At 73.2% G+C, this 19,332-nt stretch carries 13 protein-coding genes; 8 read left to right on the forward strand and 5 right to left on the reverse strand.

The genetic code is table 11. The features are described 5' to 3' along the window. Nucleotides 1-32 precede the first annotated feature (32 nt). The 4 genes from FHS34_RS32020 to FHS34_RS32035 form a co-directional block, all read right to left on the reverse strand. Nucleotides 33-401 (reverse strand): hypothetical protein, encoded by a 369-nt coding sequence (locus tag FHS34_RS32020; RefSeq protein WP_184971976.1) that lies wholly within the window; start codon nt 399-401, stop codon nt 33-35. 185 nt (nt 402-586) lie between these two features. Next, complete coding sequence (locus tag FHS34_RS32025; RefSeq protein ID WP_184971978.1) at nt 587-1,114, reverse strand: hypothetical protein; 528 nt, start codon at nt 1,112-1,114, stop codon at nt 587-589. A gap of 123 nt (nt 1,115-1,237) precedes the next feature. Beyond that, entirely contained in the window at nt 1,238-2,857 is a 1,620-nt protein-coding gene (locus tag FHS34_RS32030) for a type 1 periplasmic-binding domain-containing protein (RefSeq protein WP_225817654.1), read from the reverse strand. A 5-nt stretch (nt 2,858-2,862) separates the two neighbouring features. After that, entirely contained in the window at nt 2,863-5,031 is a 2,169-nt protein-coding gene (locus FHS34_RS32035; RefSeq protein WP_184971982.1) for a hypothetical protein, read from the reverse strand. Between the two features lie 311 nt (nt 5,032-5,342). On the opposite strand from FHS34_RS32035, the gene FHS34_RS32040 reads away from it, so the two are divergent. Genes FHS34_RS32040 through FHS34_RS43545 form a run of 4 tightly spaced genes read left to right on the forward strand, consistent with a single transcriptional unit; the run spans nt 5,343 to nt 13,812 of the window. After that, nucleotides 5,343-6,458, forward strand: a complete 1,116-nt coding sequence (locus tag FHS34_RS32040; RefSeq protein ID WP_184971984.1) for a 5'-methylthioadenosine/S-adenosylhomocysteine nucleosidase — start codon at nt 5,343-5,345, stop codon at nt 6,456-6,458. A 15-nt stretch (nt 6,459-6,473) separates the two neighbouring features. Beyond that, nucleotides 6,474-8,057, forward strand: a complete 1,584-nt coding sequence (locus FHS34_RS32045) for a VMAP-C domain-containing protein (protein WP_184971985.1) — start codon at nt 6,474-6,476, stop codon at nt 8,055-8,057. Continuing rightward, a complete protein-coding gene (locus tag FHS34_RS32050; protein WP_184971987.1) occupies nt 8,054-9,160 on the forward strand; it encodes an AAA family ATPase in 1,107 nt (368 codons plus the stop codon). The genes FHS34_RS32045 and FHS34_RS32050 overlap by 4 nt, the downstream gene beginning before the upstream one ends. 2 nt (nt 9,161-9,162) lie before the next feature. After that, nucleotides 9,163-13,812 carry an SAV_2336 N-terminal domain-related protein gene (locus FHS34_RS43545; RefSeq protein ID WP_184971989.1) on the forward strand — a complete coding sequence of 1,550 codons (4,650 nt, stop codon included), beginning with the start codon at nt 9,163-9,165 and terminating at the stop codon, nt 13,810-13,812. 183 nt (nt 13,813-13,995) lie between these two features. On the opposite strand, the gene FHS34_RS32060 is transcribed toward FHS34_RS43545, so the two are convergent. Next, nucleotides 13,996-15,273: an FAD-dependent oxidoreductase gene (locus tag FHS34_RS32060; RefSeq protein WP_184971991.1), complete on the reverse strand. Its 1,278-nt coding sequence runs from the start codon at nt 15,271-15,273 to the stop codon at nt 13,996-13,998. Between the two features lie 195 nt (nt 15,274-15,468). Here FHS34_RS32060 and FHS34_RS32065 point away from each other — a divergent pair, with 195 nt between their 5' ends. The 4 genes from FHS34_RS32065 to FHS34_RS32080 all read left to right on the forward strand — a co-directional run bounded on the left by FHS34_RS32065 (nt 15,469) and on the right by FHS34_RS32080 (nt 19,182). Further along, entirely contained in the window at nt 15,469-15,960 is a 492-nt protein-coding gene (locus tag FHS34_RS32065; RefSeq protein ID WP_184971993.1) for a DUF1360 domain-containing protein, read from the forward strand. Between the two features lie 389 nt (nt 15,961-16,349). Then, nucleotides 16,350-16,784, forward strand: a complete 435-nt coding sequence (locus tag FHS34_RS32070; RefSeq protein WP_184971995.1) for a DUF2267 domain-containing protein — start codon at nt 16,350-16,352, stop codon at nt 16,782-16,784. Nucleotides 16,785-17,258: 474 nt separating this feature from the next. Then, nucleotides 17,259-17,720: an ANTAR domain-containing protein gene (locus FHS34_RS32075; protein ID WP_184971997.1), complete on the forward strand. Its 462-nt coding sequence runs from the start codon at nt 17,259-17,261 to the stop codon at nt 17,718-17,720. Between the two features lie 292 nt (nt 17,721-18,012). Then, nucleotides 18,013-19,182 carry an AI-2E family transporter gene (locus FHS34_RS32080; RefSeq protein WP_372478602.1) on the forward strand — a complete coding sequence of 390 codons (1,170 nt, stop codon included), beginning with the start codon at nt 18,013-18,015 and terminating at the stop codon, nt 19,180-19,182. The last annotated feature ends 150 nt before the right edge of the window (nt 19,183-19,332 follow it).

Below are 19,332 nucleotides of genomic sequence, written 5' to 3' on the forward strand. Positions count from 1 at the left end.
GAAGAACCGCCGCGGCGTTTCGCCGGCGCCGGTCAGGTCTCTTCCTCCATCCGGATCGCATTGCGCAGGTCCTCGAAGGCCTGGCCTTGCTCGTCCCGGTGTGCCTCCAGCAGGGCGGCGGCGATCGCGTCCAGCTTGCGCTGGATGGCGTGCTCGGCGCGCATCTCGGCGTTCTTCAGCAGGGCCAGGAGCAGGAGGGTGACCGCCGTCATGGACTCGCCCGCGAGCAGCAGCAGCTCCAGCGGCAGATGGGCGATGTGGGCGGCGGCGAAGAAGCCGACGAGCAGCAGGCAGAACAGGAAGAACACCGGGGAGCTGGTGAAGTTCGAGGCGTACTCGGCGAACTGCTCGAACCGGCCGCGGCGGGAGCCGCCGCGGTGCACGGGATTCTTGAAGGTCATGACCGAGCCTTTCCCCACGGCCGGCGGATCCCGGCCGCCGGCTCGCGTGTCGGGCCCGCGGTACCCGCGCGCGGGCGTACGACACGGGGTCCGGCCGGCGCCGGGAAGGGGGGCCGGCCTCGGCCTCGGGCCGCGGGCGGGGGCAATCCCCGGGCGGGGCGGTCGCGGGGTGCCGGCCCCCGGACTCAGGCCGCGAGGGACCGTCCCGGGGTGAGGCGGTCGAGGAGCTGGTCGTGGTGCAGCCCGGCAACGGGGGCCAGCAGGTCCGGGTGGCGGAGCAGGGCCGCGGCGCGCCGGTCGCCGTCGTCGGGGGCGAGCAGCCGGCGGAACTCGGCGGTGGTGTCCGCGCTGTGCTCGCCGTCGGCGAGTGCGGCGACGGCCAGACCGGCCAGCTCGGGGTCGGTGAGCAGGGCGGCGGCCCAGCTGGCCACGACCTCGTCCACCCAGGTGCGCCACGCCCACTCCTCGGCCGGGTGGTCGTCGGCCGGCTCCGCGCCGGTGATCCAGTCGAGGCGGCCCGCGCCGCCGGGACCCGCCATGGTGACCAGGCCCGCGTCGATCTCGGTGGGGTACCGCAGCCACGCGGCGGCCGTCACCGCCTGCCGGGCCTGCGCCTCGCACAGCGCGGAGGCCAGCGCGCCGCCGGAGTGCGGGTACGCGCCGGTCAGCCAGCGCGCCGTCGCGGCGATCAGGGGGGACAGATCAGTGAGCACAGCCGGGCCGTCCGAGGTGCGAGGGGTACAAGGGCTCCACGCCACGGTAGCCGGGCGTCCGGTACGCCCGGGAGGGTATGTAAACCAGGTCATATGTGACCTGACCCACGCTTGCCGGGGCGGTCAGGGGGTGCGGCTGGGGATGACGCAGTTCTTCGGCTGCTCCCGGCCCGTGGGCCAGCCGAGGCCGACGAACTTCAGCTTGCCCCGGCCCTGCCGGCCCGGGTCCAGCTCGACCACCGCGACCGGTTTGTCGTACGGGTTGCCGCCGCTCGTCAGGCAGATCAGGCCGCTCGCGCCCCGCACCCGGTGCCGGGACTGCAGCTGTGACCACTCCCTGCCGACGTCCTCCAGGCCGGGCGCCTTCGCGGCGTCGCCGCTCTGCACCTGGTGCAGTGCCGTGCCGATGGTGACCATGCCGTCGTACACGAGCATGGTCCGGGAGTCCTCCAGGTTCGGCGTGGAGCCGAGATCCGTCCCCTTGCGGTGGGTGGTCCCGATCAGCTCTCTCAGGTCGTCCAGGGCCGCCGCGGGCTCGGTCAGGTACTGGGGGAGCTCGTCCTCGGCGGGCTCGCGGCCGTGCCGCGCCGCCCACTTCCGCTTCCAGGCGGTCAGTTCGGTGCTCCAGGCGTCCGGGTGCGCGGGGGCGGCGTACTGCACCGTCACCTTCGCCCTGCCGTCCGCGCCGCGCAGCTGCGCCCAGTCCTCGGCCGTCATGTTCTGCCGCAGCGAGGCCGCGTCGGAGCCGCTGATGAGGGTGTAGTGCCGGTTCTCGCAGCCCACCTGCGCCAGCTTGAGCGCGAAGAGCCGCAGGTGGAGGGTGCGTCCCGCGAAGTAGACGGTGTCGGCCTCGGTGTCGCAGATGTTGTTGGCTATCTGGGTGAACTGGTTGCCGGCCGATCCCGCCTCGTCGATCGACGGGGACGCGAAGGACATCGCGGCGGGGCCGGGCGGCCCCTTCTCGTCGATCCCGCTGAACGCCTTGGCCAGCGACTCGTCGTAACTGTCCGGACGCGTGTCGTAGACCAGCACCGTCCTGCGGTCCTCCCGGCCTCGTTCACCGTTGAAGTCGGCCAGCGCCCGGGCCACGTCGTGGTTGGTGGGGATGATGCGGGCCAGGCCGGGGAAGCGGGACTTCGCCATCCCGTCCGCCCCGTCCTCGTTCGCGATCTGGTCCCCGGTGATCCGGGAGGCGAGCACGGGTATCCGGTGCTCCGTCAGCCGTCCGACGGCCTCCTCCGTGGCATCGAGGCTGAGGTTGAAGCCCGTGACGGCGCGCAGCCGGTCCTCGGGCGAGTCGGCCATGCGCAGCAGGGTGTCCACGACCCGTGACTGGTGCGCGTAGTCCCGCCCGGGGTTGGCCAGCACCAGGCGGATCTTCGGCGGCTCCCCCTCGCCCTCGTTGGCCCGCAGCTGTCCCAGGTACGCCCCCTGCAGGTCGCTGCGTATCTGCCGCCGCAGTGCCGCCTTGTCCGACTGGAACGGCAGCATCATCGCCACCGTCACATGGGGCTGGCCCTGGATCCTGTCGTTCTCCTGTGCGATGGCCCGGGTCACGGCGCTGATCTCCGGTGTGCCGAAGTCGTAGCCCGACCCGTTGACGCCGACGCACTCGCCGCCGATCCGCTCGATGCCCTCGGCGCAGGTGTCGGGCCGCTGCAGGAAGGACCAGCCGGACAGGCCCCCCGCCACGAGCGCCACGGCGATCAGCAGCGAGTAGAGGATCTTCTTCCACCTGGGCATCCCCGTCATCTCCTTCTCGCGAGCTGATCGGTGCAGGCGCAGCGCAGCAACGGCTGGCCGTTCTCGGCCAGGCCGCTCCAGTCGGTGGCCGTCCTGCCGAGCCGGCCGGCGCCCTCGAACTCCATGATCGAGAGCAGGTCCAGCAGCTTGGCGAGCGTGCGGGCGGTCTCCCTTCCGGTCGGCCTGGTGCGCTCCTCGCACAGCCACACCGCGTGCAGCAGCTGGTCGACGGTGCGGCGCAGCGCCGGGCCGTCCGCCGCCACCAGCCCCTGGGCCCGCTCCCGACGGGCGTCGACCCCGCCCGGGTACGGCGCCTGGGCGATCTCCAGCAGCTCCGCGCACCATTCCTGTGGCCGGCCGGGCAGTGTGACGGCCAGGTGTCGGACCACGTCGTCCACACCGCCGGACACCAGGTGGTGGTTCATCCGGTGCGTCACGACCGAACGGAACGCCCCGCCGCCCGGATCCCCGTCGTCCGCCGCGCGTCCGGCGTAGTGGTCCCGCAGCAGGTGGTGGTCGGCGTACCAGGCGGCGCCGTCGGGGAGCAGCCCGTACAGCCGGTGCACCAGCAGCTGGCGCAGTCCGAAGTCCCCGATGAAGTGCCGTTCGCAGCCGGGCCACCCGGTGTCGGTGAGCAGCTGGGACACATGATGTGCCGTCAGGCGGTGGACGCGGCCGGACTGATGGTGGCGGAGCAGCACGTCGGCGCACTCCTTGTCGTGCGCGACGGACAGATGGGTGAGCAGATCGAGCCAGTGCTCGTGGTGCTCGGCCGGCAGCCGCACGGGCAGCTGTTCCAGGATCAGTTCCCGCAGCAGTACGTCGGCCACCGGCCGCTCGGGGGCGTCGTCCCCCGCGAGCCGCAGCGGGGCGTCCAGGATGTCCCGGTCGTTGGCGTCCGCGGGCATCCGGAAGGTGGCGGCAGCGGCGGCCAGCCGGATCACCGTGTGCGGCCGTCCGCCGCTCAGCCGTGCCACGGCGGCGTCGACGCGGCGGCGGTTGTTGCCGCCCTCCGGCTCCGCGCGCCGCTGTCTGCGCTCGGTCTCCGTGCGGAGCTGGTCGCCGGTGAGAAGGGGCATGCGCAGCAGGAGCACCCCGTCGGCCAGGGGCGCCCGGTCCGCTCCCGGCTCCGCGCGCCGGGACCATACGGGCGGCACACCGTCGGCGGGCCGGAACTCCGCCGGGGACGGCACCTCCCGGGGCGGCAGTCCCCCGTACAGGAAGGCTCCGCCGTCCGCCCGGCGCGCGGTGGCGACGACCACCACGCGGTCGCGCTGTCCGGCCCGCCGGTCGGTGAGCACGGCGCGTAACAGCTGCTCCCCGAGCGGGGTCTCGGCGCGGTCCAGCAGCATCGCCGGGCGGCCGACCCGGCGCAGCCAGCCCACCGCCCCCGAGTGCGCGGCCTCGAGGTCCTCGCGCAGCGCCCGGAAGAGGAAGCTCTCCGCCAGCTCCCGTTCCTCGCCGCCGGCCCGGAAGTCGGCGGCGAGGTCGCGCAGTCCGTGCTCGGGCTGGCCGCCCGCGCCGGGGTACGCGCCGTAGATCCGCGCCAGTTCCGTACGGCCACGGGGCGCCAGGCTCGCGAAGAGGGCGTCCAGCAGCGCGGTGCTCACCGAGGCCGAATAGGGGTCGAGAGTCTGCCCGGACAGCGTCGTCACCAGGTTCCGCATGGCTCCGCGGAGCGCGCCCCGCCAGAAGTCACCGGCCGCGAAGCCCCGGAGCCGTTGCCTCTGGGGTAACTCCTCATACCGTTCGACCTCCGCCGCGACCGCGTCGGGGGTGCCCTCCGCGACGCCGGTCGCGATCATCGCGAGGCCCGCGAAGAGCCGTGGGAAGGTGAACGAGCCGCCCGTTCCCTGCCAGGTGCACAGCCGCCGGGCGGCCTCGGCCAGGAGCTCCGTCGCGGCCGAGCGGGCGCCCTGCTCCGGCTCCGCCCGGTCGGCGTACAGGGGCGAACCGCAGTCCAGGTAGATCACCGGCACCTTGGTGGCGAAATGGTCCCTCACCGCACGCAGCAGCCGCCCCTTGCCCATGCCCGGCCCGCCGGTGAGCAGGACCACGGGTAGGTCGCGGCCGTACAGCGGTTCACGGCCGCCGCCCGATGGTGACCGGCCGAGCAGCCGCGCGAAGAAACCTTCCTCACCGAGGAGTCTTTCGAACCCCAGGTCATCACACACAGATCCCTCGTGGGTACTCCCCCCGCCCGGGAGCGGGTGATCGATGTGGCGGAAGGAGATTAGTGGAACATAGAGCCTTCTGTTCGGACAACGGTGCTTACGCGAAAGAAAGTTGGCGATGACGACGCGGCGGCCCCGGACCGTCCGTCCGCGTGTGCCCCGGCACGAGGATGCCCGGCCGGAGAGGCGGCTCGGACCGATCTGACGGCAATTCAGGGCGCGGCCCTGCCGGATGCACTACGTTGATTGCCCTGACCGGTGACGGGGGTCGCTGCCTATGACGGGGCAGCCGGGAGGCGGGGCAGTACGACATGGTGACAGGCGCGAAGCCCAGGGCCGCGGTGCTGACGGCCCTCCCGGAGGAGTACGAGGCCGTCCGCTCGCACCTGGTGCGGCTTGAGAAGCGTCCCCACCGGCTCGGCACCGTCGTCGAGGTCGGCGAGTCACCCGGGTGTCCGTGGCCCGTGGCGATCGCGGAGTTCGGCGAGGGCGGACGCACCGCGGCCGCACTGACCGAGCGGATCGTGACCTGGCTGGAACCCGAGGTGCTGTTCTTCACCGGTATCGCGGGCGGCCTCAAGGAGGATCTCGCGCTGGGGGACGTCGTCGTCGCGGCCAAGGTCCACGCCTACGGCGGGGGCAAGCAGGCACCCGACGGTCTTCTGGCCCGGCCCGAGTCCTGGCCCGCCGCGCACGCCCTGGAGCAGGCCGCCCGGTCCGCGCTGCGCCAGGGCGAGTCGCACTGGGTCGGCCGGGTGCCCGTCGGCCCGCCGGCGCCCGACGGCGCCGCGAAGCCGCCGCGGGTCCACTTCAAACCCCTTGCCTCCGGGGACGTGCTGCTCAACTCGTCGGACTGTGCGCTGCGCGACCAACTGCACCGCACCTACAACGACGCGGTCGCCATCGAGATGGAGAGCGCCGGTTTCGCGCACGCCGCGCACCTGGCCGGCTGCCCGAGCCTGGCCGTCCGCGGCATCAGCGACCGCGCCGACGGAAGCAAGTACGACACGGACGGACGGGGGTACCGGGAGCGGGCCGCCGCCCATGCCGCGGCTGCGGTCATGGCGGTGATCGCGGAGCTCGCCCGGTTCCGGACCACCACGGAGCACTCCCCGGCCGCCGCCACGGCGTCCTCCCGCACCCCGTCCGACGTCCAGGTGGCCGATGCTCTGGAGGATTTCACCGACATGGCGGGGCTGGAGTTCCGCCGCAACGTCCTGGCCATGCTCCGGGACAGGCTGGCCCTGACGCACCCCCTCGGCATCCCGGAACAGACCATGGCCCGGGACCATCTGATGCTCATCGCGCGCGGTCTGCGGCAGAGCCGCGAACCCTCCGCCGCACACCGGGCGTTGTACGGCGTGATGGCGGACCTGCGCCCGAACGACCGGGCTCTCGTGCGGCTGCACGATGTGCTGGGGCTTTGAGACGGCTTGCTCGTCATGGTGGAGTCACGGGGAACGCACGTGGAGTGGTGGCAGCCGGCCGGTCCCGAGGAGCGGACCGGTCAACAGGGCGACTGGGACGACTCCGTCTCCGATGTCCTGCGGACGGCTCTGACGGACGTCGACGACGTACGTGGCGACGCCGGCTTCAGACGTGAGCTGCTGGCGTCGCTGCATCACCGGACCGACCTTCCGGACTGGAAGGCTCCCGCGCAGAACGACCGCGGCGAGGACGACATCGCCGGACTGGTGAACGCCTGCCGCAAGTACCGTGAGCCGCGCACCGCTCTGGCCGCCGTCGACGCCTTCCTCCAGCAACGGCGTGGCAACGAACGCGCGGTCGCCTGGTTCGGCCTGTGCGTCCACGCCGTCGTCTCGCCCGGCATCCTCGGCACGGCGAGGATGCACCAGGTCTACGCGGCGTTGCGGAAGGTGGAGCGGCTGCCGGAGTCACTGGACGTCGCGCGGTACGCGGAGGCGTGCCGCACGGCACGGCTGAACGTCCCGCTGACCGGTGCCACCGATCTCTTCAGGGCGCTGGAGCGGTTGAACGACGCCCAGCGGGGGCCGGGGGCGCGACCGGCGATCCATCGTTTCCTGCAGCTCCTCGCGCAGGACCTGCCCGAGCCGGCGCGTTCCGCACTGGCGGAGGCGGCGGGCGAGCCGCTGCCGGCCGCCGGCCCGCGACCGGCCCCGCGTCCGGCGGAGATCATCGTGCAGCTCCGGCTGGAGGAGGTCGAGGCGGCGCCGTCGGAGACGCCTCGCTACCAGGTGCACGGGGCCTTCTACAGCCACGAGGAGGGCCTCCTCAGCGAGCTGGACTCCTGGATCGACGACAGACAGGTCACCAAGAACGACCTGCTCCAGCACGGCAGCACGCTCCTGAGCGGCTGGGGAGACCTGGCCTACGAGATGCGCGACTACCGCACCCGGGTGCGCTTCGAGTTCCTCCTGCCCTGGTCGCTGCTCGACCACGCCGTCGACCTGTGGACGGTCACACCGTATGTGCTCGGACACCAGTACCCGGTGGTCGTACGCTCGCTGGACCGGCACAAGAACTTCTGGATGCATGCGATGTGGCGCAGGCGCTGGGACCAGCTCGCCGCCCAGGTCTGTCCGTCGCCGCCCGCGAGCGCCACGGACGACATCGCCTGGATGACCCACCTCAAGGACCGGACCCTGCCGGCAGGCAGCGCTCGCCGCTTCCCCTCGCTCCAGTTCAGCACGTTGAGCGAGGTCACCCAGTGGCTGAAGACACACTCCTCGCTGGCGTGCATAGGCCTCGGCTTCGCCTACGGCCATCCGGACGCCATCGCCCAGCGGGCCATCGAGGAGGCCGTGGCCAAGGGCATTCCCGTACTGGTGTGGCGGCGGGACGACGGGGATCCCTGTGAACTCGACGTGGCGCTGCGGGACCGGGACCTGAGCCGGCTCGACGAACTCCCCCTCGGCACGCGGAGCCTGCGGGAGGCCGCCGAGACCGGTACATCGAATGACCTGGGGCGTCACATCACCCTGCTGTGGGACGACCCGAACTGTGTGGCGGAACTTCAGCACGGGCCGTATCAGGGGGTCGGATGAGCAGCATCGGGCATGGGAATCCGGAGCGGGCCGCCGAGACGTCCGGAGCCGACGGGGGTGCACCGGCGTCCTGGTGGATCTATCAGGGAACGGGCGAACCGCACGACGGCATCGGCAGACTGCCCGATCCGCCGCCGTGGCGCGCGTTCGACGCGCTCGACGACGAGGCCGAGCTGCTGGATCCGCCCAGCCGTACCGACGCCCTGTCCGGCCGCAAGCTCGGCCGGGCCCGCCAGGCGGCCGCCTACCGTGCCGACGCGCGTGAGGTCCATCTGGTCAACCTGGCGCTGTATTTGCGTCGGCCGCTCCTCGTCACCGGACGGCCGGGAGTCGGCAAGTCGACGCTGGCGTACAGCATCGCGCGTGAACTCGGGCTGGGCCCGGTACTGCGCTGGCCGATCACCAGCCGGTCGACCTTGCAGGACGGTCTCTACCACTACGACGCGATCGGGCGGCTCCAGGAGGCCGGGCTGCGGTACCGCTCCGCCGGCGACACCGAAGCGGCCACTCCCGACATCGGGCCGTACCTGCGCCTCGGCCCGCTCGGCACCGCCTTCCTCCCCTGGCGGCTGCCCCGGGTGCTGCTCGTCGACGAGATCGACAAGAGCGACATCGACCTGCCGAACGACCTGCTGAACGTGTTCGAGGAAGGCGAGTTCACCATCCCCGAACTGTCCCGGCTGGGCGACAGTCCGACGACCGTCATGTCCGCCGACAGCGGAGCCTGGGTCACCGTGCGCGGTGGTCTGGTGCGCTGTGCCCAGTTCCCGGTGATGGTGCTCACGAGCAACTCGGAACGCGAGTTCCCCCCGGCCTTCCTGCGCCGCTGTCTGCGGCTGGAGATCGCGGCGCCCAGTGACGAGAAGATCGCAGGCATGGTGGCTGCCCACTTCTCCGGCTCGGAACTGCTGAGCAGCGTTCCCGAGGCCGTACGCACGGACGTCATCGCGGAGTTCGTCTCCAGGCAGCGGACGCAGGGCGCGGAACTCGCCAGCGACCAGCTGCTCAACGCGCTGCTGATGGTTTCCCACGGGCTGTGGGCCGACCCGGAGAGCCGCCGGGTGATCGAGAGAGACGTTCTGCATCCTCTCAACGAGGGGTGACCGTGCCCGAGGGCCTGCGACACCATCTCGCGCGGATCCTGGAGGAGGGCTGCTCGTCCGGCCCGGACGCCGAACTCGTGGCGGACGTGCTGTGGATGGCCTCCGTGGCGGGCCTGGAGCCCGCCGCCCCACCCGCGCCCCGGACCGGCGAGCCGTCGTCCGCGCGGCCCGAGCGCCCCGGCGACGGTCGCACGGAGCCTCCTCCCGCCCGGCTGACGGACACCTGCGAGACGGAGGAGGCCGAACTCCATCCGCCGGCCGGGGACACCGCTCACGGAACGAAGGACGGGGAATCCGGCCGGAGCGGTGTCCACCTGGAGACGCCGCTCCTGCCCCTGCTGACCGAGGGACTGCCCCTCGCCCAATCACTGCGCCCGCTCAAACAGGACGTTGTCAGGCCCGGCCGCCCCACGCTGGACGAGCACGGCACCGCACACGCGGTCGGCGAGACGGGCATGCTCCTGCCGGTGTGGCGACAGCCCACGGAGCGGCGGTTCTCCATCGACCTGGTCGTCGACGTGGGCCGGACCATGGCCGTGTGGCACCGCACCGGCGCCGAGCTCCGTGCCCTGTTCGAACGGCACGGAGCCTTCCGCGACGTACGGACGTGGGCGCTGGACAGCGATGCGCATACGCCCGTGTTCTTCCCGTTCCGCCTCGGCAGGGCACGGCCCGACGGGAAGACGGGTCCGGGGCGCAGGCTCCGGCAACTGGCCGGTCCCAGCGGCCGGCGGCTGATGATCATCCTGACTGACGGGGTGGGTGCCGTCTGGCGTGACGAGGAGTTCAAGACGACCCTCGCGGAACGGGCCCGGCGGCAGCCCATGGCCGTCCTCCAGGTGCTGCCCCGCAGGCTGTGGCATCGCACGGCGCTGCCCACCGCCGCGGTCTCCGCGAAACAGAACCGCAGGGCACTGCCCGTCCCCCTCTTCCGTTGCACGGCGCCCCTGCCGGGCATGGCCGCGGACGCACCCGACCGCGACAGGATCACCTGGCTGCCCGTCATGGAGATCCGACCCAACTGGCTGGCTCCTTGGGCCGAGTTGCTCTCCGGGCATTCCCCGGGCCGGACACCCATGCTGGCCACCCCCCTCACCGTGGTGAAGTGGCCGGCCGCTCCGCCCCCGGGCGCCACGCCCGCCGAGGATCCGGTGGAGGGCGTGAACAACCTCCGCAAGGGCGTCTCCCCCGGGGCGTTCCAGCTCGCCTGCTACCTCGCAGCCGCCCCGCTCACGCTTCCGATCATGCAGTTCGTCCAGCGGGCGATGCTGCCGCGGTCCACCACCACCGAACTGGCGGAGATCTTCCTGTCCGGTGCCGTCCGCCGGGTCACTCCGCCGAGTCCGGGAGAGAACCCCGACGAGGTCCTCTACGACTTCCACGCCGGGGTGCGCGAGGAGCTCCTGGGCTGTGTGACGACCCAGGACTCGCTGACCGTGCTCGGCGATGTGCTCACCAAGGTCTCGGAGAACGTGGCCCGGGTCTTCGGAGGCGCCTCCGGCTTCCGCTCCCTCGCGGCCCTGGCTTCGCCGAATGCCGGTACGACCGACCGGGCCCTCCCCCTGCCGCGCGAGAGCGTCCCGTTCGCCCGGGTCGCGCTCACGGTCCTGGAGAGCGCGGGCGGCGTCCACGGGGCCGCGGCCCGGCGGATCAGGCAGTCGCTGGCCCTCGGCCGCCGGCCCGGTCCGGTGGAGGCCGCGCCGCCGCCCGGGGAGCCGGCACCCGCGGCCGCACCTCCCGCGCCGGACGTGCCGCCCGGGGACACGGCCACGGGTACCGCGCTCGTCGTCACCGGCACGGCGGTCGAGTACGAGGCGATGTGGCGCCACCTCACGGACGTACGGACCCTTGTGCATCCGAGCGGGACCCAGCTGACATGTGGGGCGCTGCCCGGCACCGGCTGGACGGTCGCCCTGGCGGAGGTCGGCGCGGGCAACCAGGCGCCCGTCGCGGTCATCGAGCGGGCCGAGAGCTGGATGCGACCCGACGTGCTGCTCTTCGTCGGACTGGCCGGCAGCCTCACCGACCATGTCGCCCTCGGAGACGTGATCGTCGCCACCGCGGTGTACGCGCATCAGGGGGTGGTCTCCACACCCGAGGGGTTCCGGTCCAGGCCCTCGGCATGGTCTGCCCCGCACCGTCTGACATCGGCCGCGCGGACGGCTCTGTGGAGCCGGCGTGACATCCGGGTCCACTTCAAACCCGTCGCGGCCACCGACGTGGTGCTCAACGACTCGACGTCCCACCTCGTGCGCCAGCTACGGGGGCACTACAACGACGCCGTGGCCGTCGAGATGGAGTCCACCGGTATCTCCTACGTCGGCGCGACATCGCTGCCGGCCCTCACCATTCGCGGCATCTGCGACACGGCCGACGGCCGGCGCATCGACGACCCGGCCGGTGTGCGGCGGCGGGCCGCGCACGCCGCCGCGGAGGCGGCCGTCGCGACGCTCCGACGGCTGGCGCTCCCCGGCGTCGGCATGACGGCGTCCGCCGACCCTCCCGCGGCTGCCCGGGCGGAACCGGAGGGCGAACCCGCACCACCCGTGCTCGCCGGCGAGCACATCGACTTCCGCAGCGGAGCGTTCGTGGGTGCGGTGACGGGTCGCGAGGACGTGCGTGTGGGGGACGTGCGCGTGGGGGAATCGCCTCGGAACGCCCCTGCCTCCCTGCCTCCTGCCCCGCCGGGCTTCACCGGTCGCGAGGACGCGATGGCCACGCTGCGAAGTGCTCTGGCCCCCACCGGTCAGCACGGAGAGGCGGTGGTCGTCACCGCCGTCGCGGGGATGGGAGGTGTCGGCAAGACGGCGTTGGCCGTCCAGGCGGCCCACGCGGCACGTGCCGAGGGCTGGTATCCCGGGGGCGCCCTGTTCGTGGACCTGCGCGGGTACGGCGACGATCCGGTGACCCCCGATCAGGCCGTGGCGCACTTGCTGGAAGCGCTGGGAGTCCGGGCCGACGACCTGCCGAGCACGGTCCCGGGCCGGCTCTCCCTCTACCGCACTCTGCTCGACCGGCGGACGGAACCCGTCCTGATCCTCGCGGACAACGCGTCGTCGGCCGCACAGGTCTCCCCGCTGGTACCGGCCGACGAACGGCACCGTCTGGTGGTGGTCTCACGACACCGGCTGCCGAGCCTCTTCGCACGATCACTGGTGCTCGGCGAGCTGTCCGCCGAAGCCTCGGTGACCCTTCTCGACAAGGCCCTGCGCATCGCCGATCCCTCCGACGAGCGGGTGGTGGACGCCCCCGCGGACGCCCGGTCCCTCGCGGGGCTGTGCGGCCACCTGCCCCTGGCCCTCCAGATCGCCGCCGCGCGACTGGCCGCCACCCCCCACATGACCGTCGCCGAACTGACGGACGAGTTGTCGGAGTCCATCGACAGACTGGACGCCCTCGACGACGGCGAGCGTGACCTCCGTTCCGTCTTCGACTCCTCCTACCGCCGCCTGACGCCGCAGCAGGCACACCTGCTGCGGGTGGTCGCCGCCGCCCCAGGGCCCGACATCAGTACGGAGGCCCTCACGGCTCTGCTGGGCGAGGACTCTCCGCCCTTCCGCGTACTCGCCGCGCTGGAGAGCGCCCACCTGGTCACACGGAGCGGTAACCGGTCCCGGTGGGGCCTGCACGACCTGGTGCGTGCCTACGCCCAGGGTGTGGCGGCCGGGGAGGCGCAGGACGAGATCGAGGCGGCCCGCTCACGTCTGCTCGACTTCTACGCGCAGTGGGCGGAGGAAGCCGACCGCCGGCTGCGGGCCCTGCCGAACGAGCCGCTGTCGGTCCAGTTCGACAGCCGGTCGGCCGCTCTCGCCTGGCTGGACGTCGAGCGTGCCAATCTGGTGGCGGCGGTCCTCTGGGCCGCGGAAACCCGGTACGCCCCGGTCGCGATCCGGCTGGCCCTGGCCATCGCCGAGTATCTGAACTGGCGAGGCTATGCCGACGACTGGATCAGAGTGAGCGAGTGTGCCATCTCGGCCGCCCGGAACAGCGGCGATTCCTACGCCGAGGCGATGGCCCTGGGAGAGCTGGGCCGTGCGCTGGAGTCGGGCCGGCGGCCGGACGAGGCGGTGAGCGCCGCCCAGCGAGCGCTCGATCTGCTGCGCGCCCTCGGCGACCGTGGCGCTGAGGCGGGCGCATGGCAGAACCTCGGCCGGGCCTTGAGCTCCCTGCGCCGTCACGACATGGCGATCGAGGCGTTCACCCACGCCCGCGACCTGCACCGGGCGAACGGACACCCGACCGGGGAAGGCACCGCGTGGAACGACCTCGGCCTGGCCCTCGCCGAGACAGGCCGCGTCGAGGAGGCCATCGATGCGTTCACCCGCGCCCGCGACTCGCACCAAGCGACCGGACACCGCACCGGTGAGGGCACCGCATGGCACAACCTCGGCCTGGCCCTCGCCGGGACAGGCCGCGTCGGGGAGGCCGTCCAGGCCCATCAGGCGACCCTGACGATCTGCCGGGACCTCGGCGACTGGTACGGCGCCGGGCAGGCGTCAGGGCGCCTCGGTGAGGTGTACGCCGGGGCGGGTCACCTGTCCAGGGCCCGTGACGCATGGGAAGAGGCGGTGCGGGCCTACGACCGTGCCGACGCGCAGGAGGAGGCGCGTCGGGCGCGGGAGCGGCTACGGCAGTTGGACGGCACCGGGTAGGAGCGGGCGGTTGTGGCGGGCCTCGGTGCGGCCGTCAGCACACCGTCCTCGCCGAACAGCGCGGTGACAGCCTGGGCAGTAGTCCGGTGAGGGTGCAGGCATGGACGTGGCTCTCCGGGACTTCCCCGTGGGCACCCGAACAACACCACGGCCTCCGTCGCATGGGCGTGGAGGACCACTTCGTCACGAACGCGGTCTGCCGGTGGGGGCCTTCGCCTCCGGCGCCCGTCCCCGGACCGCCTCGGCGGGTGGGCGCTCGCGGAGGGCGCCGTAGGCGACGAAGTACGCGGGCAGGCGGCGCAGCCAGGGCGATCGGGCGAGCAGGTCCGCGACGCGCCGGGCCCGTTCCGCGCTGCCCAGGGGTGGCCGGCCCCGCAGGACCGGGGCGATCACCCGGGCGTGGGCCGCCCGCTGCAGCGCCTGCGTGAGGACCGTGGTGGGACGGCGGCGGCGCTGCACACCACGTACGTCGCGCGGACGCACGGTACCGCGGCGCAGGGGCCCGGTGAGGTGGCGGGCGGCGGCCACGGCGTCCTGTACGGCGAGGTTGATCCCGATGCCGAAGACCGGGGACATGGCGTGCGCGGCGTCGCCGATGCACAGCAGGCCGGGGCGGTGCCAGCGGCGCAGGCGGTCCAGGTGTACGTCGAGGAGTTTGACGTCGTCCCAGGACCGCAGGGCGCCGGTGCGGCCGGCGAGCCACGGGACGGCGGCGGCGTAGGCGGACCGGAAGCGGTCCAGGCCGGCGGCGCGCAGCTCGGCGTCGGCGCCCTTGGGGATCAGCGCGGCGCACTGCCAGTAGTCGCCGCGGTCGATCATCGCGGTGAGGAAGCCCGCGCCGGCGCCGCCGACGAGCCCGGACGGATCGTCTTCGCGCCGGGGCAGCCGGAACCACCAGGCGTCCATCGGGCAGCCGAAGCGGCGCAGTCGCAGTTCCGGCCGGGAGCGGGCCAGTGATCCGCGGCCGTCGCAGGCGACGGTGAGGACGGCGCGCAGGGCGCCGGTGCGGCCGTCGGAGGTGCGGTAGCGCACACCGGTCACCCGCCCGGACTCGACCAGCAAGGAGGTCGCCTCCGTGTTCATCCACAGCCGGAAGGCCGGCTCGCGCCGTGCCTGCTCGGCGAGCAGGTCCAGCAGATCCCACTGGGGCACCATCGCCACGTAGTTGTACGGCCCGGGCAGGACGGAGAGATCCGCGACCGTGACGGCCGGGCGGCCGGCGCCGACCGGCAGCCGGACGGTGCGGACCCGGCGCTGCGGCAGCCGGGCGAAGGGCTCGGCCAGCCCCAGGTCGTCCAGCAGGGCCAGGGTCGACGGGTGGACGGTGTCGCCGCGGAAGTCACGCAGGAAGTCGCCGTGTTTCTCCAGTACGGTCACCGCGATCCCGGCCCGGGCCAGCAGCAGGGCGAGCACCATGCCCGCGGGGCCGCCTCCCACGACGCAGCACGTTGTCTTTTCCATCGCCGTCCTGCCCTTCCCGGGACCAGCGGTCCGTCAGCCGCCCTCACAGATGTTCACGACAATTATTCATCACACGATGAATAATAGACCTCCCCCGGGCCGCGCCACAAGGCCGCGTGTCGCCCCCGCCCTCGGGGGAACTCGTTGCGCGCCCGTGACAGGGCCGGACGACGCCGGGGAGGTCAGGGAGGTCTCATGACGACGGACGCCGCACGCTACGACGACAGCGGGGAGGTCCCGCTCGGGGGCTACGCCGCCCTCGCTTCGCTGTTCGCGGCGAGCGCGGGCACCTTCGCGGTGCTGGCCCGGCGCCGTGGTGTGCGGCTGCCGCAGGAGGTGCCGCCGTGGGACGTGGCGCTGCTGGGCGCGGCGACGTACAAAACGTCACGGCTGCTGACCAAGGACAAGATCACCAGCTTTCTGCGGGCACCGTTCACCCGCCGCGCGGACGAGGGCGAGGCGAGCGAGGTCATGGACGAGCCCCGGGGCAGCGGGCTCCGGCGGGCCGTCGGCGACCTGGTCTCCTGCCCGTTCTGCACCGCGGCCTGGGCGGCGGGCGCGCTGGTGTGCTCCTACACGGCGGCGCCCCGGCTCACCCGGCTGGTCTGCGGCGGCTTCGGGGCACTGACCGTGGCGGACTGGCTCCAGTACGCCTGGACGGCGACACAGGAGGCGGCCGAGAGCTGAGCGACGGCTGTTCGTCGTCCGCGCGGCGGTCGGCTCGATGTCGATCACAGCTCCGAGGATCCCCGCGCTCTTCTGCCGGGCCGCCCGCTCCTGGCCGCTCGGGCTCGACGGCACCAGCGCCCGCCCCAGCTCGGCCGGCTGCCGCGGCCCCTGCCCGTTGTGGAGGTCCCACAACGGCGCCGCCGGTCCCCGCGCCCGTCATGCACACCTCGCTCGTCAACTCCACCGATGTTCCGCTGCCGACGCCTGCCCCGCGACCGGCGGCCGACGGCGACCGGACCGGAGCCCGCTCGCCCGTGACCGGTGGCGGGCACGGGGTACTCGTCGACTGCCGCTACGCCCGCGTGACGGGCGTACCGTCAGCACTCCGCGCGGAAGGGACCGGTCTCATGCGGCACGACGAGATGATCGGAAAAGTGCAGGCGCTGGCCCAGCTGCCCGACCGGGGAACGGCCGAGCGGGCCGCGCACGCGGTCGTGAGCACCCTGTCGGAACGGCTGCCGGCCGGGCTGGCCCGGCACGTGGCGGCCCAGCTGCCGCCGGACATGGCGGCGGCCATGCGGGAGACGGCCGATATGTCCGCCGAACGAGACTCCGGTACCGCCTGCGAGCGGTTCGGGCTGACGGCCTTCGCCGGGCGCATCGCGGTCCGGGCCGGCACCGACGAGGACGCGGCGCTGCGGGACGCCGCCGCGGTCATGGAGGTGCTGGACGCCGCCCTCGCCCCCGAGCTGACCGAGCGGATGGCCGGCGCACTGCCCGCGGACATCCGCGAGCTGCTGCCGGTGGGCCGTGCGGCCCAGTACACCGAGGAAACCGGCTGACGGAGCGGTCCGGCCGGCATCGGGCACCGAGGCTACGGCAGGCAGGTCGCCGCCGGCGGGCCGGGCAGGCGAGTGGGCCGGGTGGCCGAGCGCGGTGCGCAACACCTGGGCGGTCCGGAGCGAGGTGGGCGGCACGCGGGCGTTCGAAGAGCGAGGTGGGCGGCACGCGGGCGTCCGGAGCGAAGTGCGCGGCACGCGGGCGTCCGAAGAGCGAGGTGGGCGGCACGCGGGCGTCCGAAGCGAAGTCCGCGGCACCCGGGCGTCCGAAGCGAAGTCCGCGGCACCCGGGCGTCCGGAGCGAGGGTGCCCCCACGCGAGCGTCCGGGTGGGGGTACGCGGGTCCCGGTTCGAGGTGCGCCGCACCGCGCGGGCCGCACAGCGTGACGGGGGTCCGCGTTGCTGGTTCAATGCGTGTGCAAGCGCGCACTGGCGGCAGGCGCAGCTGTGACACCCCCACCCCCGAAAAGGTGCTCCATGGCCTTCTTCGCCCTCTCCCGGAAGCAGCCGCTGGTCCTGCTCTCGGTCACCGATCTGGCGTCCGAATACCACCGGCTGCAGGACGAGACCGACCAACTGCGGCGCGCCGTGACCTCCCATGCCGTGATCGACCAGGCCATCGGCGCCCTCGTCGTCCTCGGGCAGATCGCCCCGGAGGAGGCGTGGCGTGCGCTGCGGGACGTCTCCCAGCGCACGAACGTCAAACTGCGGACGGTGGCCGAGCATGTGCTGGCCTACGTCCAGGGCGGCACGCTCCCCGAGTCCGAGCGTCTCGAACTCGGGAAGGCGATCGTGCGCTACCGCCGGTGCGGCGACCCGCCCGTGGAGCTCAGCGACGGCCCGCCCGCGTCGGTCGGCGATGCCGGGAGCGACGGGCCCGGGAAGGCCGCAGCACCCACCGGTCCTCGACCTGGTCCAGGCCGTACAACAGCACGCTGAGGACGGGGAGCAGCAGAGCCGCGACGATGATCACTGGGGGTTCCCCCCTCCCTGGTGACGACAGCCGGCGGGTGCCCCTGACGTCGGGTGTCCACCCTCCGTGGTCGTGAAGGTCCTGTGACCGCCCGGTGTCGTGCCGTCGCGGCCACGTCGGACATGCCCGCCGCCCGGCCGGGGGTGTGCGGCCGGGCGTGCGGTGGCGTTCGGCGCGCCGCTCGCGCACCTTGTGCTTACGGTGCTGTCGAGGTGACCGGCCGTCACCCGGGGCGGCGGAGAGGAGGCGGGAGCGGTGGTGGGCGATGCGCGCCGGCGGACCGCCGGGCAGGCCGGAAGGCGCCGGGCCGACGGCGTGGTGCTGGGCAGCCGGCCGGCGTACTCCGTACGGCTGCCGGTCCCGCCCCGCCCGCAGCCGCCGGTACCGGCCGAGCGGACGGTGCCCTGGCTGCGGGTGGCCGCGGCCTACTCCTGGCGTCTCATTCTCGTCGGCGCCGTCGTCTACGGCGTGTTCAGCGTCCTCGGCAGCTTCCAGCTCATCGCCGTGGCGCTGTTTCTCGCGCTGGTCGTGACCTCCGTACTGCGTCCGCCGACGGATCTGCTCGCCCGGCTCCTGCCGAGACCGCTGAGCGTGGCCGTGACACTGGTGGGCAGTCTGCTGCTTCTGCTGGCCCTGCTCGCGCTGGTGGGCAGCTCGGTGGCGGGCGAGTCGGCGCGGCTGGAGGGGGAGTTCCGCGGCGGTGTCCACCGGATCGAGGAGTGGCTGCAACGGCCGCCGTTCCGGCTCGGCCCCGGGGCGCTCTCCGCATTGCAGCGCCAGGTGGCGCACTACGTCTCCACGCACCGGGAGACCCTGCTCAGCAGCGCGGTCGACGAGCTGGGCCGGGTGGTGGAGCTGGTCACGGGCGGCGCGCTGGCCCTGTTCGCCTCCGTCTTCTTCCTGTACTCCGGCGAGCAGCTGTGGGGCTGGGCGCGTGACCGGCTGCTGCCCAGCGGAGCCCGCCCGGTGTGGGACCGGGCGGGGCGGGCGGCCTGGCGGACCTTCGCCGGGTACACCCGCGGCATCATCATCGTGGCCGCCACCAACGCCGTGCTCGTGGGCGTGGGCCTGCTCGTGCTGCGGGTACCGCTCGCGCTGCCGCTGACGCTGCTGGAGTTCTTCGCCGCGTTCGTGCCGCTGGTGGGCTCTCCGGTGGCGCTCGGGATCGCCACGGTCGTCGCGCTCGCCGGCCGGGGTCCGCTGACGGCGGCGGGTGTGCTGGTGCTGATCGTGGTGATCGGCCAGCTGGAGGGGCATGTGCTGCATCCGCTGGTGATGAGCTGGGCGGTCCGGCTGCATCCGCTCGTCGTGGCCGTGTCGGTCATCGCCGGCAGCATCGTCGCGGGGGTGATCGGCGCGGTCGTGGCGGTGCCGCTGGTCTCGGTCGTCTGGGCGGTGCTGAACGCCCTGCGCAGAACGCCTGCGTGACGGCGCCCCGACTCCGGTGCCGTCAGCCCGCGCGTGCCGGTGCCGGCGAGCGCGGCGAGCGGTGTCTGCGAGGCGTGCGCTCGGCCACCGGCGGGGAGCCGAGTGGCTCGGGTACGCGCGGGACGTCCGCGTAGAGCGGGGGCCGCTGGT

It is taken from the genome of Streptomyces echinatus (genome assembly GCF_014203595.1).
GTDB lineage: Bacteria > Actinomycetota > Actinomycetes > Streptomycetales > Streptomycetaceae > Streptomyces > Streptomyces echinatus.

What these genes read in the sequence shown, in the direction of transcription:
- FHS34_RS32020 (WP_184971976.1), bottom strand. Translation starts at nt 401, where the DNA reads ATGACCTTCAAGAATCCCGTGCACCGCGGCGGCTCCCGCCGCGGCCGG.
- FHS34_RS32030 (WP_225817654.1), bottom strand. Translation starts at nt 2,857, where the DNA reads ATGCCCAGGTGGAAGAAGATCCTCTACTCGCTGCTGATCGCCGTGGCG.
- FHS34_RS32040 (WP_184971984.1), top strand. Translation starts at nt 5,343, where the DNA reads ATGGTGACAGGCGCGAAGCCCAGGGCCGCGGTGCTGACGGCCCTCCCG.
- FHS34_RS32045 (WP_184971985.1), top strand. Translation starts at nt 6,474, where the DNA reads ATGGTGGAGTCACGGGGAACGCACGTGGAGTGGTGGCAGCCGGCCGGT.
- FHS34_RS32050 (WP_184971987.1), top strand. Translation starts at nt 8,054, where the DNA reads ATGAGCAGCATCGGGCATGGGAATCCGGAGCGGGCCGCCGAGACGTCC.
- FHS34_RS32060 (WP_184971991.1), bottom strand. Translation starts at nt 15,273, where the DNA reads ATGGAAAAGACAACGTGCTGCGTCGTGGGAGGCGGCCCCGCGGGCATG.
- FHS34_RS32065 (WP_184971993.1), top strand. Translation starts at nt 15,469, where the DNA reads ATGACGACGGACGCCGCACGCTACGACGACAGCGGGGAGGTCCCGCTC.
- FHS34_RS32070 (WP_184971995.1), top strand. Translation starts at nt 16,350, where the DNA reads ATGCGGCACGACGAGATGATCGGAAAAGTGCAGGCGCTGGCCCAGCTG.
- FHS34_RS32075 (WP_184971997.1), top strand. Translation starts at nt 17,259, where the DNA reads ATGGCCTTCTTCGCCCTCTCCCGGAAGCAGCCGCTGGTCCTGCTCTCG.